Annotated in this window: 14 protein-coding genes; 3 read left to right on the plus strand and 11 right to left on the minus strand. The window is 67.4% G+C overall.

Translation table 11 applies throughout. The annotated features are described in order from the left end of the window. Nucleotides 1-30: 30 nt before the first annotated feature. Together ACQPYH_RS38905 and murQ are read left to right on the plus strand one after the other, a co-directional pair. Entirely contained in the window at nucleotides 31-918 is an 888-nt protein-coding gene (locus tag ACQPYH_RS38905; RefSeq protein ID WP_134120200.1) for a MurR/RpiR family transcriptional regulator, read from the plus strand. A gap of 67 nt (nucleotides 919-985) precedes the next feature. Continuing rightward, nucleotides 986-1,879 (plus strand): N-acetylmuramic acid 6-phosphate etherase, encoded by an 894-nt coding sequence (gene murQ / locus ACQPYH_RS38910; RefSeq protein ID WP_432882193.1) that lies wholly within the window; start codon nucleotides 986-988, stop codon nucleotides 1,877-1,879. Here murQ and ACQPYH_RS38915 read toward each other — a convergent pair. The 7 genes from ACQPYH_RS38915 to ACQPYH_RS38945 form a co-directional block, all read right to left on the minus strand. Beyond that, nucleotides 1,853-3,028, minus strand: coding sequence for a low temperature requirement protein A (locus ACQPYH_RS38915; RefSeq protein ID WP_432882195.1), 1,176 nt, complete (start codon nucleotides 3,026-3,028; stop codon nucleotides 1,853-1,855). The genes murQ and ACQPYH_RS38915 overlap by 27 nt on opposite strands. A 10-nt stretch (nucleotides 3,029-3,038) precedes the next feature. Continuing rightward, complete coding sequence (locus ACQPYH_RS38920; RefSeq protein WP_432882198.1) at nucleotides 3,039-4,481, minus strand: ketol-acid reductoisomerase; 1,443 nt, start codon at nucleotides 4,479-4,481, stop codon at nucleotides 3,039-3,041. 75 nt (nucleotides 4,482-4,556) lie between these two features. Next, on the minus strand, nucleotides 4,557-5,642 hold the full coding sequence (locus ACQPYH_RS38925; protein WP_432882201.1) for a Gfo/Idh/MocA family protein: 1,086 nt from the start codon (nucleotides 5,640-5,642) through the stop codon (nucleotides 4,557-4,559). Then, nucleotides 5,635-6,420 carry a ThuA domain-containing protein gene (locus tag ACQPYH_RS38930; protein ID WP_432882204.1) on the minus strand — a complete coding sequence of 262 codons (786 nt, stop codon included), beginning with the start codon at nucleotides 6,418-6,420 and terminating at the stop codon, nucleotides 5,635-5,637. The genes ACQPYH_RS38925 and ACQPYH_RS38930 overlap by 8 nt, the downstream gene beginning before the upstream one ends. An 18-nt stretch (nucleotides 6,421-6,438) precedes the next feature. Next, nucleotides 6,439-7,239 carry a carbohydrate ABC transporter permease gene (locus tag ACQPYH_RS38935; RefSeq protein WP_432882207.1) on the minus strand — a complete coding sequence of 267 codons (801 nt, stop codon included), beginning with the start codon at nucleotides 7,237-7,239 and terminating at the stop codon, nucleotides 6,439-6,441. 9 nt (nucleotides 7,240-7,248) lie between these two features. Beyond that, on the minus strand, nucleotides 7,249-8,187 hold the full coding sequence (locus ACQPYH_RS38940; protein WP_432882209.1) for a carbohydrate ABC transporter permease: 939 nt from the start codon (nucleotides 8,185-8,187) through the stop codon (nucleotides 7,249-7,251). 3 nt (nucleotides 8,188-8,190) lie between these two features. Next, complete coding sequence (locus tag ACQPYH_RS38945; RefSeq protein WP_432882212.1) at nucleotides 8,191-9,426, minus strand: sugar ABC transporter substrate-binding protein; 1,236 nt, start codon at nucleotides 9,424-9,426, stop codon at nucleotides 8,191-8,193. 150 nt (nucleotides 9,427-9,576) lie between these two features. Here ACQPYH_RS38945 and ACQPYH_RS38950 point away from each other — a divergent pair, with 150 nt between their 5' ends. Further along, the gene (locus ACQPYH_RS38950; protein ID WP_432882214.1) at nucleotides 9,577-10,641 is read left to right on the plus strand and encodes a LacI family DNA-binding transcriptional regulator; all 1,065 of its coding nucleotides are present in this window, start codon (nucleotides 9,577-9,579) and stop codon (nucleotides 10,639-10,641) included. On the opposite strand, the gene ilvY is transcribed toward ACQPYH_RS38950, so the two are convergent. From ilvY to rplM, 4 genes are read right to left on the minus strand one after another with little or no spacing between them, the layout of a single operon-like run. After that, complete coding sequence (ilvY, locus tag ACQPYH_RS38955; protein WP_432882217.1) at nucleotides 10,571-11,392, minus strand: HTH-type transcriptional activator IlvY; 822 nt, start codon at nucleotides 11,390-11,392, stop codon at nucleotides 10,571-10,573. The genes ACQPYH_RS38950 and ilvY overlap by 71 nt on opposite strands. Beyond that, complete coding sequence (gene glmM / locus ACQPYH_RS38960; protein WP_432882219.1) at nucleotides 11,392-12,738, minus strand: phosphoglucosamine mutase; 1,347 nt, start codon at nucleotides 12,736-12,738, stop codon at nucleotides 11,392-11,394. The genes ilvY and glmM overlap by 1 nt, the downstream gene beginning before the upstream one ends. 7 nt (nucleotides 12,739-12,745) lie before the next feature. Beyond that, nucleotides 12,746-13,267, minus strand: a complete 522-nt coding sequence (rpsI, locus tag ACQPYH_RS38965) for a 30S ribosomal protein S9 (protein ID WP_432882221.1) — start codon at nucleotides 13,265-13,267, stop codon at nucleotides 12,746-12,748. 35 nt (nucleotides 13,268-13,302) lie between these two features. Then, nucleotides 13,303-13,746: a 50S ribosomal protein L13 gene (gene rplM / locus ACQPYH_RS38970; protein ID WP_130441431.1), complete on the minus strand. Its 444-nt coding sequence runs from the start codon at nucleotides 13,744-13,746 to the stop codon at nucleotides 13,303-13,305. Nucleotides 13,747-13,871 lie beyond the last annotated feature (125 nt).

The raw sequence follows: 13,871 nt of genomic DNA on the forward strand, positions 1-13,871 counted from the left end.
TTCGTGCATAGTCGCCGTACCGTGGCTGTCATGAATTCAACGACCTCTCCAGAACCCACGGGGCCGCTGCTGGTCCGGGTCCGCGCGGTGATGCCCGCGCTGGCGCCGGCCGAGCAGCGGGTCGCGAACGCGGTCCTCGCGGACCCGGGCGGAGTGGCGGCGATGACGATCTCCGAACTGGCCGAGGTGGCCTCCACCTCGGAGACCACGGTCATCCGGTTCTGCAAGCAGATCGGGGTCCCCGGCTACCCGCAGCTCCGCCTGCAGTTGGCGGCCCAGTCGGCGACGGAGAGCCTCCGGCCTGAGGTGGGTGGCGACATCGAGCCGGGCGACTCGCTGGCCGATGTGGTCAGCAAGGTCGCGTTCGCCGATGAGCGAGCGGTCCGCGAGACCGCGCAGCAGATCGACGTCGACGCGCTCGCCAAGGTCGTCGACGCTGTCGTGAAGGCTCCGCGGGTGGACCTCTACGGCTTCGCCGCGAGCTCGTTCGTCGCGCTCGATCTGCAGCAGAAGCTGCACCGGATCCGGCGCGTGGCCTTCGCGTGGTCCGACGTACACATCGCGCTGACCAGCGCCGCGCTGCTCGGCGAGGGCGACGTCGCGATCGGAATCTCGCACACCGGCACCACGGTCGAGGTCGTCGAGGCGCTCGAGGAGGCCGCCAAGCACGGCGCCACCACAGTCGCGGTGACAAACTTCCCGCGGTCTCCGCTGGCGCGTACCGCGGACCTCGTGCTGACCACGGCTGCGCGCGAGACGACGTACCGCTCGGGGGCGATGGCTTCGCGAATCGCGCAACTCACAGTGATCGACTGCCTGTTCATCGGGGTCGCACAGCAGGTGCTGCCGGATGCGCGGAAGGCGCTCGAGGAGACCGCCAGCGCGGTCCGCGGGCACCGACTCAAAGGATCCGAGTGACGTCAACCGTTTCCGTCAAAGATGAACGGAATTGAAAATCCTTCAGTAGAAAACTAACATCGATCCTGTGACCTCACCGACCGAGCAGCGCAACCCGAGGACGCTGGCCATCGATGCGGTGGGCACGTCCGAGATCCTCCAGATGCTGAACAACGAGGACGCCCGCGTCGCGGGTGCCGTGAGTGCAGTGATCCCGGAGCTGACCAAGGCCGTCGACGCCGCCGTCGAGGCGGTCCGCGGCGGCGGCCGGGTGCATTACTTCGGCGCCGGTACGTCGGGACGCCTGGCGGTCCTGGACGCCGCCGAACTGCTGCCCACGTTCCACGTGCCGGACGGACTGGTGGTCGCCCACCACGCCGGTGGGATGGAGGCGCTGCTGCGCGCGGTCGAGAACGTCGAGGACTCCGAGGACGGCGGCGCCGCCGATGCGGTCGCGGTCACCGGCCAGGACCTCGTCGTCGGCCTCGCCGCTTCCGGAAGCACGCCGTACGTCGCCGGCGCCCTGAAGGCCGCCCGCGCGGCCGGGGCGACCACCGTGCTGGTCACGTCGAACCCGGACGCCCCGCTGGCGCCGCTGGCCGACGTCGTGATCGCCGCGGACACCGGGCCCGAGGTCATCGCCGGCTCGACCCGGCTGAAGGCCGGCACCGCGCAGAAGATGATCCTGAACGCGTTCTCGACGACGCTGATGATCAAGCTCGGCCGCACCTGGTCGAACCTGATGGTCGACCTGGTGGCGACCAACAAGAAGCTCCGCGGCCGGATGCTGCGCATCCTCGCCGAGGCCACCGGCGCCGACGAGGCCGCCTGTGAAGCCGCCCTGGCCGAGGCCGACGGCGAGCTCAAGCCCGCCCTTGTCCACCTCCTGACCGGAACACCCGTCAGCGAGGCCCGGACCGCCCTGGAGGCTGCTCACGGCCGCGTGGCGACCGCCCTAGCCGAGCTCCGCAACCCCAGCTGACCGCTCCACCGGCGGGTGCACGACCAGCGTCGCCACGATCAGCGCCATGAACACGGCGGTGAGGGCGAACGGGATCGGGATCAGCGGGTCCAGCAGGACCAGGACAGCACCGAGCGGTACGACGAGATTGACGGTCCGATCGGCATTGTCGCGAATCGCGATCCACCAGATGCTGAGGACGAAGATCGCGATCGGGATCGTCACCGTGTAGGACGCGGCGACGTCGCTCAGCTCGGTGTGGTGCGTGATGCTGTCGATCTCGACCTCGATTCCGGCCGAGAACGCACCGGCTGCGGCGAACACGAAGTAGTGCGTGTAGCCGTACCGCAGTGAGCTCGTGAACGACCTGATCGCGGTGTGATGCGGCGGCCAGAAGTAGATCCACCACATCGCCGCGGTGACCACGAGCGTGAGTACCGAGAGCGCGATCAGCGGGCCGAGCGACTCGTGGTCGTGGACGGCCTCGATGATCGCGTTGGCGGACGCGAGCAGGCTCTCGCCGAGCAGGATCAGCGTGAACAGGCCGTACCGCTCGGTGATGTGGTGCGGGTGCCAGGGCGTCGTCCAGCGCCGCTCCGCCACCACCGGTACCGCGAGCTCGGCAAGCACGAAAATGCACCAGGCGACCACCACCACCGGCCCGGACATCACCAGCGTGGTCAGCCAGAGCACCTGCACGATGGCGATCCCACCGGCGTACCGCAGGGTCGCCTGCCGGCTCTCCCCGGTCCGGTGGGACGCCCGCAGCCATTGCGCGATCATCGCGACCCGCATCACGACATAGCCGAACACCACCACGGTGAAGTCGCGGTCGGCGAAGACCTGCTCGATACCTGCGGCGAGCACGAGTACACCGCTCATCTGCAGGATCGTCAGCAGCCGGTACAGCCAGTCGTCGGTGGCGAACGAGGTGGCGAACCAGGTGAAGTTCATCCACGCCCACCAGATCGCGAAGAACACCATCGCGTACGACCCCAGGCCGTCGACGATGTGCTTGTCCGACAGCGCGTGGTGCAGCTGGGACGCGGCGACACTCACCGCGACCACGAACACCAGGTCGAAGAACAGTTCCAGCGAGGACGCGGTCCGGCCGGGCTCTTGCGGGTCCCTCGGGCGCATAGGGATCAGCCGCGACCGCGTCATCGTCATGGCGCTTAGGCTAAACGGAAATATCCACCGAGGGGCGGAGCTTGGCGGCTGCGGCCAGGGCGTCGTGGGCCGGGTTGTCCACGAACTCCTCGAGGAGTGTCGCATCGGCCGGGTTCTGCAGCTGAGGGAGCGCGATCTGCTCGTACGCCGCCTGGAAGCGCGGGCCCCAGCGACGGGTGCCGAGGCGGGCGGTGCGCGAGCAGTTGTCGACCATGTACGCGACGTCGCGGGCGTGCATGTACGGCAGCAGCGAGTCGACCGCTTCGATCACCGACTCGTTCACGATCTCCGACCAGGCGTGCCCGCGGGCGGCGAACTCGTCGACCTGCGCCATCATCGTCGCGACGAACAGTCCCGCGGTGACCGGATCAATGGTGCTGTCTGATCCCCGGCGGGCATGGACCGCGGTGCTGTGCGACCACATCGGGCTGCCGCCGATCTCGGTCATCGGCCGGGTCGCGAGCCGCTGCTCGGCCAGGATTACGCTGCGCAGTTCGGTGCCATCGGCAACTTCATCGTAGATCTCCGCGACCAGGTCACGCGCCGGCCGGTACGCCGCGGAGTACGCGCGGTCGAACAGGTCCTGATCCCCGCAGGCCGCCCGGACAGCGACCAGGCCGTCGTTCGAGATCGTCCGCGCGATCGGCCCGGTGATCGCCTCGGTGGAACGCTCGTACGCCGTCACCGGATCAGCCCCGTCGATCCGGAAGTACCTGTACATCGCTTCCACCAGCCCGTGGACGGCGCCGAGCAGGATCGCCCGCTCACCGACGATGTCGGACCGGTACTCGTCGGCCAGCGTGGTCGCGAACGTGTACGGCGACCCGAGCCCGATCGACCACGCCAGGGCCCGATCCCACCCGTGCCCGTCCGGATCCGCGTGGACGGCGATGCTCGCGTTGATCCCGGCGCCGTTGACCGTTTCGCCTTGCCGGTAGAGACGGCGAACGGAATCTCCCATCCCCTTCGGGCAGACCGCGATCACCGGATGCCCTTCCGGGAAGTCCGACCCGATCGCGGTGAGGTGCCCGAGGAGGAATCCGTGGGACAGGCCAATGGTCGCGCCTGGCTTGAGCACGGCGAAGATCTGCTCGTGGTTCGCCGCCAGCGCCGCATCCGCGATCAGCAGAATCACCAGATCCGAAGCTTGGGCAACCTCGAGCCAGCCCCCCAACGTCCCGTTCTCTTCGGTGAACCCCTGCGTCCGAGCATCCTCTGCAGACGCCGACCCCGGCCGAAGCCCAACGCTCACAGTGATCCCGGTCCCGGCGAGCGAGTCCCGCAGGTTCAACGCCTGCGCCCGTCCCTGCGGCCCCCAGCCGAGTACGCCGATGCGCTCTACCCCGTGCAGCGCTTCGGGCAGCAGCGGGAACAGATCCCGCCCGCCCCGCACGATGGACTCCGTCCCACCCGGCACGACCATGCTCTCGACCTGAAACACCGAACTCTTCATGCCTCCAGTCAAAGGGCGGTGCGTACATTGCAGCAAGCGCAATGTACGTACCGCCCCGTTGCAGGAGGTGAAAGGCTAGAGGCCGACGGCCTTCAAGGGGTTGGGCCACGCCTTCAGCGCGGCGTGGAGGGCTGGATCCTCGGTGGTTGCGAGGGCCTCGTCGTACGCGCCAGTGATGACGTCGGCGATGCGGACCGGCGCTCCGGTGTCGGCGGAGCGGACGGCGGCCTCGACCATGGCGAGGCTTACGACGTTGGAGTGGACTTCGGATTGCGGGGTCGTCGACGTACGGACCGCGTTGACGAACTCGACCAGCGAGCCGGCGATCTCCTGGGGCTCGTCGGACATGGTGGCGAGGAGGGGCTCGCCCGACGTGAGCTCGGCGACGGGTGCGTTGTCGCCGTCCCAGGTTGCTGTGCCGCCGGCGGTGCTCGCGCGCCAGAAGCCGTTCCAGGACGTCTCCAGGCCGGGCGCGCACCAGCTGCCGTCGAAGGAGAAGCGGGTGCCGTCGGCGTACGTGAAGATCGCGGACGCGGCCGCGTTGCCGTCGAACCAGCTCCACGGCGGGTTGTACGAGTCGCAGTACACCGAGACCGGCTCGGAGCCGATGAGCTTGCGGGAGAGGTCGAACTGGTGGATCGCCATGTCGACGAGGAGCGGCTCGGCCATGCGTTCGCGGAAACCGCTGAAGTGTGGCGCTTTGTAGAACTCGCACGACAGTGTGCCGATCGGGCCGAGCTCGGCCAGCTGACGTTGGAAGGCTGCTACGGCGCGGAAGTAGCGCCGGGATTGCGAGACCATCAGCAGCTTCCCGCTGACCTCGCTCGCCGCCACCATGACCAGGCACTCGCGGACCGTCTCGGCCAGTGGCTTCTCGCAGAGAACCGGGAGGCCGCGGAGCAGTGCGTCGACGCTGACTTTCGGATGGGCTACCGGGACGGTCACGTCGATGACCGCCTCGGCATCCTTGCTCAGCTCGTCGATCGAGGTCGCGATGGGGAGGTCGGTGAAGCCGTGCTGGTCAGCAGCCGCCCGGGCGGTCTCGAGGTCGAGGTCTACCAGGCCGACCAGCCGTACGTCGGGATTGGCGGCGATCGTGCGGAGCCAGGCGCGGCCCATGCCGCCGGCGCCGACCTGGAGGAGACGCAAGGGGTCAGGCATCCGCGCCGTCCTCAACAGACTCAGCCTCGATCGGGCCCTTGTAACCCTGACCGTTGAAGAAGTCGTCGGTCTCGTACCGCAGCAACGTCGGCAACGCCCGCTCCGGCAGATCGGTGCGAGCCCACTTCACGCCGTTCGCGATCACCCTGCGGACGTCCTTGTGGTGGTACACCGGGAAGTCCTGGTCGCCGGGTGAGAAGTAGAAGATCTTCCCGTGCCCACGACGGAACGTGCAGCCCGAGCGGAACACCTCGCCGCCGGAGAACGACGACACGAAGATCAGTTCGTCCGGGACGGGGATGTCGAAGAACTCGCCGTACATCTCCTGCTGCTCGATCACGATGGGATGCGGGACGCCCTCTGCGATCGGGTGCGTCGGGTTGATCGTCCACACCAGCTCGCGATCGCGCTCACTGCGCCAGCGCAAGGTGCACGTCGTACCCATCAGCTTGCCGAAGATCTTGGACCAGTGACCGGAGTGCAGCACGATCAGCCCCATGCCCGAGAGCACGTGCTGGTACACGCGGTCGACCACCTTGTCGTCGACCTCACCGTGCGCGGCGTGCCCCCACCACACGAGTACGTCGGTCTCGGCCAGCACCTCCTCGGTCAGGCCGTGCTCCGGCTCGTCCAGCGTCGTGGTGGTGACCTTGGCGTCGGTGAGGTTCTCGGCGATACCGGCCGCGATCGTGTTGTGCATGCCGTCGGGATAGATCTCCCGGACGTGCGGCTCGATCTGCTCGTGCCGGTTCTCGCCCCAGACGAGTACGTTCGTCATATTCGTTGTCCTTAAGGGTTATTTGACGGCCCCGCCGATGGCACCGGCGGCGATGTACTTCTGCGCGACGACCAGCAGCACGATGGCCGGGACCGCCGAGAGCACCGCGGTCGCCATCACCGCGTTCCAGTTCTGCACCTGCGTGCCGAGGTACTGGTAGATCCCCAGCGTCACCGGCCGTACGCCGCCCTTCGTGGTCAGCGTCAGCGCGAACAGGAAATCGCTCCAGGAGAAGAGGAAACTGAACAGTCCCGCGGTGATCAGCGAGTTCTTGCTGATCGGCAGCACGATCGCCACGAACGCCCGGAACAGCCCGGCGCCGTCCACCCGCGCGGCCTCCACCAGCGACGGCGGCAGCGACATCATGAACGAGCGCAGGATCAGGATCGCGAACGGGATCCCGCTGCTGCAGTTCGCCACGATCAGCCCCGGGATCGAGTTCAGCAGCCCGATCCGTTCGTAGGCCGTGTACAACGCGTTCGCGATCACGATCCCCGGGATCATCTGCGAGATCAGGATCGCCAGCAGCCCGATCGACACCCAGCGGGACCGGAACTGCGAGAGCGCGTACGCACACGGTGTCGCGATCGCGAGACTCAGTACGACGGTCCCGGCCGCGATGATCATGCTGGTGACGAGGTTGCCGCCCTGCTCGTCGAGGGCGCGTTTGTAGCCGGTGAACGTCGGGTGCAACGGCAGGAATCCCGCGGTCAACGTGTTCCCGGACGGCTGCAGGGACGCGTTGACCATCCAGTAGACCGGGAACAGCATCACGGCAAGGATCACGATCCCGATGACGGTGTACGCCGTACGTCGCATGCTGCCCTCCTACTCGTCGACTGCGCGGCGGGTGCTGCGCAGGTAGAAGATCGCGAACACGAACGAGATCGCGATCAGGATGTTGCTCAACGCCGCGCCCTGCCCGAACTTGAAGTCCACAAAGGATTTCTCGTACGACTGGGTCGCGAGCGTCTGCGTCGCGTTCGCGGGTCCGCCCCCGGTCAGGCCGAGGATGATGTCGAGGACCTTGATCGTGTAGACGACGCCGAGCATCAGCACCACGCCCGCCACCGAGCGCAGGTTCGGCCAGGTGATGTGGACGAACGCACGCCATCCGGTCGCACCGTCGAGTTGGCCGGCTTCGTACAGCTCGTCCGGGATCTCGCTGAGACCGGAGTACAGCAGCGTCACGTTGAACGGGATGCCGATCCAGATGTTCACGCCGATCACCGCGATCAGCGCGACCGACGGCGAGTTCAGCCACGGCACCGGATCGTCGACGATATGCAGGCCCGTCAGGGTCCGGTTCAGGATGCCGCTGTCCTGCTCGAGGATCGAGCGCCAGGTCGCACTCGACACGATCAGCGGCAGCAGCCATGGCAGCAGGAGCAGCGAGCGCAACAGGCCGCCGAGCGGGAAGCGATTCCGGAAGAACAGCGCCAGGCCGAGCCCGATCACGAATTGGAACGCGATCGACCCGATCGTGAACAGCGCGGTGTTGAGCATCGCGTCCGCGAACAACTTGTCGTGCACGACCGTGGAGTAGTTCTGCAGCCCGACCCACGGCGCGACGCCCGTGAAGAACGTCTTCAGGGTGTAGTCCTGCAGACTCATCAGCAGGTTCTTCACCACCGGGTAGCCGAACAGCGCGACCATCGCCACCGCGGCCGGCAGCACGAACAGGAGCTTGGTCAGGTCCTCGCCCCGGCGGCGCCGGCCGCGAACTCGCTCGCGGCCGGCCACCGTCGTACGTGTCAGAGCCACCATGGATCAGCCTCCGGACGCCTGCTTGAAGGCGTCCTGGGGCGAGGCCTTACCGGTCAGCGCCAGCTGGATGGCCTGGTAGATCACCTTCGCCGCATCCGGCCACTTGTCGCCGAGCTTGCCGGTCCGGGACCGGGCGGTCTTCACCTGCTCGGTGAAGGCCTTCATCGACGGCACGTCCTTGACGTACTGGTCGAGCAGCGCGGTCTTGGTCGGAATGGTGTACCGGGCCTTGGCCCAGGCCAACTCGTTCTCGTCCGAGTTCAGGCACTTCACGAAGTCCGCGGCCTTCTGCTGCTTGGCCTGGTCCTTGTTCAGCGGGACCGTCCAGGCCTCGCCGCCGAGCGGCGCGACCGGGGTCTGATCCGGCTTGTTCACCGGGAACGTGACCACGTCCCACTTGATCTTGGGGTTCTTGTTCAGCGACGGGATCTGCCACGGGCCGTTGACCATCATCGCGGTCTTGCCGGCGATGAACTGGTCGTTGACGTCGCCCTGGGTCCAGTTGATCACGCTCTTGCTCGCGGACCCCGACTTGACCAGATCCGTCCACAACTGCAGGGCTTCGGCCACCTGCGGGCTGGTCAGGTCGGTCTCGTCACCGCCGTTGGTCCACATCGCCGGCAGGAACTGCCAGGAGCCCTCGTACGTCGCGTTGGCGTTGAACGCCATCCCGTACCGGCCGGGCTTGGTGAGCTTCTTGGCCGCGGCCTTCAGCTCGTCCCACGTCTTCGGCGGTTGTACGCCGGCCTCGGCCAGCATGTCCTTGTTGTAGAACAACGCGATCGTGTTCGTCACCGGGGCAAGTCCGTAGAGCTTGCCCTGGTACGACGTCGCGTCGACCATGCCCTTGATGACTCCGTCGCCGGTCAGACCCATGTCGTTCAACGGCGCGAGCGCACCGGTCGCGGCGATCTGCTGGACGTCGGGGTTGTCCAGCATCAGCACGTCGGGCAGCGTCTTCGAGGACGCCTGCTGCAGCACCTTCTGGATCAAGGTGTCACCAGGCACCGTCTCCCGCTGGATCGTGATGCCGAGCTGCGTCGCACAGGAGTCAAGTCCCTTCTGCACAAGGGATTTGTCCGGGTCGTTGTTGTAGTAGTCCAGGATCGTGAGGCTCTTGACGCTGTCGCCGGACGAGGACGACGACTGGCTGCCGCCGCCGTTGTCGCCGCAGGCGACCAGCAGGAGCGACACCGTCGTCGCACCCGCTAGCGCGGCGGCGATCCGCTTGCTGATCATGACATCGGACTCCTTCTAAGCGTTTAACCAAGGGACGAGGAAAACCTGTGATGCTCTTGTCGATTGGGCGGTAAACCGCTTAACTGAGGCGTTGAAGGACTATGTTCCGTAGGTCACATCGCTGTCAAGAGGTCAGAGGGGGTTGAATCGATGGTCACGATGCGGGACGTCGCTCAGCGTGCCGGGGTGTCGATCGCGACCGTCTCGTTCTTGCTGAACGACACCAAACCGGTGACGGCGGCGACCCGGGCGCGGATCGAGCAGGCGATGGTCGAGCTCGGATACCGGCGCAACATGGTGGCCCGCGCGCTGGCCAGTCGGCGTACCCACATCATCGCGATGGCGTACCCGGCACTCGAGCACCGGTTCGGGATGTCGACGGCGGAGTTCTTCACCAGCGCGGCCGAGGCGGCGCGCAAGGAGGACTACCACCTGGTGCTGTGGCCGGTCGGCAACGACGGGGTCGAGTTGCGCGAGCTGCTCGGGCAAGGCCTGGTCGACGGCGTCGTGCTGATGGAGGTGCAGCTGGACGATCCGCGGGTCGACGTACTGCAGCAGGCCGGTACGCCGTTCGCGTTGATCGGCCGGACGACCGAGCTCGAGGGTTTGTCGCACGTGGACATCGACTTCGACACGACGGTCGAGGACGCGGTGAAGCATCTGTACGAGCACGGGCATCGCGAAATGGCCTTGATTTCGGGCGATCTGGACGATCCGCGGTTCTATGCCTATGGTCCATGGGTCCGCACCGAGGACGCCTATCGCCGGGTCGCCGCCTCGTACGGGCTGCCGGTCGTCGTACTGCCCTGCTCGGACACAACTCAGGCCGGCAAGCTCGCCGCGGAACGCTTGCTGGCCGAGCATCCCGAGACGACAGCGATCCTGGTCCTGAACGAGTACGCCGCGCTCGGCGTCGTCTCCGGCCTGCGGCGCAGCGGCCGCGAAATCCCCGCCGACATGTCAGTCCTGTCCCTGCTGATGGTCCCGGAAACCGCGGCGATGACAGACCCAGAACTCACGATGATGCGAACCCCGGGTCCCGAACTCGGCCAGCTCGGCACCGAAGCTCTCATCCGCGAACTCGAAGGCGCCGACCCGCTCCCGCCCCAACTGGTCCCCGCCAAACTCTTCCCCGGAGCGACGGTCACAGCCCCCAAAGCGCCGCAACCAAAGGCCGCCGCAGGTCGCCGCGCCGCACGCAAAGCCCGATCGTAAGCGGCTCCAACTCCCCCGGCACCTCAACGAGCTGCTCTCGCACAACTGACGACTCGAGCACCAGCCGCGGCACAACTCCTGTCCCACATCCGAGGGCTACCAGGGCGAGCAGCGCTTCATGCCCATCCGGCTCGGCCGCAATCGTCGGCTTCGTCCCAGTCTTCCGGAACCAGCGGTACGCCGCCTCGCGGACGAGCCCCCGCGCCGGTACGACGTACGAGCCGTCGGGTTCGGTGTCCCGTGCATGCACCAGCACGAGATCTGTGACCGCGACCGGACGACTCACCAGCGTCTGCGGCAGGCGCTTCGGGATGCCGGCGACTGCCGCATCCACCTCGCCCTCGTCGAGCCGCGCGAGCGCAGCCGCCGCATCGCCTGTGCGCACGTCGAGCCGGATCTGGGGATGCGTTGCCCGCAGCGGCCTGAGAAGGTCGGGCAGCAGTGTCTGACATGCCGTGACGGTGGCGAAGATCCGCAGGTCGCCGGTCAGCCCGGCCGGCTCGTCGGACGCCGCTCGATAGTCGTCCCACAGCTCCAGCGCCTGCTCGGCGTAGGCCGTGAACCGCCGACCCTCTTCGGTCAGTACGACGCCCCGCGGCCCCCGATCCAGCAACCGGGCGCCGACCCGCGTCTCCAACCGCTGGATCGTGCGGGTCAGCGTGGCCGCGCTGACGTGGCATTCGAGGCTGGTGCGTCCGTAGTTCAGCGTCCGCGCCAAATGCAGGAACAGCTCCAGCTCTCGATGCTCCACTACAACTTCAGCGAAGTCGCAACCACGTCGGCCAGTGAATGGGCGATCTCGCGTGCGGTGTCCGAGGACTCGGCTTCGACCATGACGCGCACGAGGGCCTCTGTGCCCGACGGGCGCAGCAGGACCCGGCCGGTGTCGCCCAGGCGCGCGGTGGCCTCGGCTACGGCGGACTGGACTGCGTCATCGGTGCCCGCGCGGTTCTTGTCCACGTCCTTCACGTTGACCAGGACCTGCGGGAGGCGGGTCATCGCGCCGGCCAGGTCGGCCAGGCTCTTCCCCGTCTGCGCGACCCGGGCCAGCAGCATGACCGCGGTCAGCGTGCCGTCGCCGGTGGTGGCGTGGTCGGACAGGATCACGTGCCCGGACTGCTCACCGCCGAGCTTGTGGCCGCCGGCCTTCATTGCCTCGAGCACGTACCGGTCGCCGACCTTGGTCTGCTCGACCGCGATCCGCTCCCGCACCATCGCCTGGACGAAGCCCAGGTTGCTCATCACGGTCGCGACGACCGTGTCGTTCGACAACCGGCCGCTGTCGCGCATCGCAAGCGCCAGTACGGCGAGGATCTGGTCCCCGTCGACGAGCTCGCCGCTCGCGTCCACCGCCAGGCAGCGGTCCGCGTCGCCGTCGAGCGCGATGCCGACGTCGGCGCGGTGACCGATCACCTCACGCTGCAGACCCTCGATATGCGTGGATCCGCAGTTCAGGTTGATGTTCAGGCCATCCGGCGCGGCGGCAACCGTGACCACCTCGGCACCGAGCCGGCGCAGTGCCTCCGGCGCGGTCTGCGAGGCAGCGCCGTTGGCGCAGTCGATGACGACCTTGAGGCCGTCGAACCGGTTCGGGGCCGAGCGGACCAGGTGCGAGACATATGTCTCGAAGCCCTGCCCGTCGTCGGTGACCCGGCCGACGGCGGCGCCGGTCGGACGCTGCCACTCCTCGTTCATCCGGGCCTCGATGGCGTCCTCGATCACGTCGTCGAGCTTGATCCCGCCGCGGGCCAGGAACTTGATGCCGTTGTCCGGCATCGGGTTGTGGCTGGCGGACAGCATCACACCGAGATCGGCGCCGGTCGAGCCGGTCAGGTACGCGACGGCCGGGGTCGGCAGTACGCCGAGCCGGACGACGTCGACGCCGGCGCTGGCAAGACCAGCGACAACGGCGGCTTCGAGGAACTCACCACTGGCACGAGGATCCCGGCCCACAACGGCGCGCGGCCGGTGCCCTTCGAAGGCACCGGCCTCGCCGAGTACGTGAGCTGCCGCGACCGAGAGGTCGAGCGCCAGCTCCGCGGTCAGGTCCACGTTCGCCAGGCCACGGACTCCGTCCGTACCGAACAAACGCCCCATCAGGTGATCAGCGCTTGCTGTACTGAGGCGCCTTACGGGCCTTCTTGAGACCGGCCTTCTTACGCTCCTTGATCCGCGAGTCGCGGGTGAGCAGACCGGCCTTCTTCAGACCCGGGCGGTTGGCCTCGAGGTCTGCCGCGTTCAGGCAGCGGGCCACACCCAGCTGCAGCGCACCGGCCTGGCCGGTGATGCCGCCGCCGTTGATCCGCGCGATCACGTCGTACGAGCCCTCGAGGCCCGCGACGACGAACGGCTCGTTCACGTGCTGCTGGTGGACCTTGTTCGGGAAGTAGACGTCGAGGTCCTTCCCGTTGACCTTCCACTTGCCGGTGCCCGGGACGATCCGAACGCGGGCGATGGCCTCCTTGCGGCGACCAGTGGCGCCGGCCGGGTTGATCACCGCGACCCGACCCTGCTCGGCGCGCTGCTCCGGAGCCGGGTTGGTCTCGGAGGTGTAGGCGACCGGGCCCTCGGTGTCGATGGGGACCTCGGTGTCGAGTTCTTCGGTCTCGGTGGTGATGTCGCTCACGCTGTGAATCCTCGTTTACCTGGTTCGTCGATCGCTTACTGGGCGATCTGGGTGATCTCGAACGGCTTCGGCTGCTGGGCCGTGTGCGGGTGCTCCGGGCCGGCGTACACCTTCAGCTTGGTCAGCAGCTTCCGGCTCAGACGGTTCTTCGGCAGCATCCCCCAGACGGCCTTCTCGACGGCCTTACGCGGGTCCTTGTCGAGGATCTCGCCGATCGGCGTCGCGGTCAGACCACCCGGGTGACCCGAGTGGCGGTACGCCAGCTTGTCGGTCCGCTTGGTGCCCGACAGGGCAACCTTGGAGGCGTTGACGACGATGACGAAGTCGCCGCCGTCCACGTGCGGTGCGAACGTCGGCTTGTGCTTGCCGCGCAGCAGGGTGGCGATCTGGACGGCGAGCCGACCGAGCGTGACGTCGGTGGCGTCGATCACGTGCCACTCACGAGTGACGTCAGCAGGCTTCGGGCTGTACGTGCGCACGGTCGTTGACCTTCGTTTCTCAGAGGTTGACTAAAACTGGACGTCGGCGAGCGGTCAGCCGACACGGCATCGACCTGGAACGCACAACAGCAGCCCAGAATACCGGCGACGGCACGCGTGGGTCA

The sequence above is a fragment of the Kribbella sp. CA-245084 genome, assembly GCF_050942355.1.
Classification (GTDB): Bacteria; Actinomycetota; Actinomycetes; order Propionibacteriales; family Kribbellaceae; genus Kribbella.

Bases quoted from the DNA above. Each gene is read 5' to 3' on its own strand.
- ACQPYH_RS38905 (WP_134120200.1), top strand. From the start codon at position 31: ATGAATTCAACGACCTCTCCAGAACCCACGGGGCCGCTGCTGGTCCGG.
- ACQPYH_RS38915 (WP_432882195.1), bottom strand. From the start codon at position 3,028: ATGACGATGACGCGGTCGCGGCTGATCCCTATGCGCCCGAGGGACCCG.
- ACQPYH_RS38920 (WP_432882198.1), bottom strand. From the start codon at position 4,481: ATGAAGAGTTCGGTGTTTCAGGTCGAGAGCATGGTCGTGCCGGGTGGG.
- ACQPYH_RS38925 (WP_432882201.1), bottom strand. From the start codon at position 5,642: ATGCCTGACCCCTTGCGTCTCCTCCAGGTCGGCGCCGGCGGCATGGGC.
- ACQPYH_RS38930 (WP_432882204.1), bottom strand. From the start codon at position 6,420: ATGACGAACGTACTCGTCTGGGGCGAGAACCGGCACGAGCAGATCGAG.
- ACQPYH_RS38935 (WP_432882207.1), bottom strand. From the start codon at position 7,239: ATGCGACGTACGGCGTACACCGTCATCGGGATCGTGATCCTTGCCGTG.
- ACQPYH_RS38940 (WP_432882209.1), bottom strand. From the start codon at position 8,187: ATGGTGGCTCTGACACGTACGACGGTGGCCGGCCGCGAGCGAGTTCGC.
- ACQPYH_RS38945 (WP_432882212.1), bottom strand. From the start codon at position 9,426: ATGATCAGCAAGCGGATCGCCGCCGCGCTAGCGGGTGCGACGACGGTG.
- ACQPYH_RS38950 (WP_432882214.1), top strand. From the start codon at position 9,577: ATGGTCACGATGCGGGACGTCGCTCAGCGTGCCGGGGTGTCGATCGCG.
- glmM (WP_432882219.1), bottom strand. From the start codon at position 12,738: ATGGGGCGTTTGTTCGGTACGGACGGAGTCCGTGGCCTGGCGAACGTG.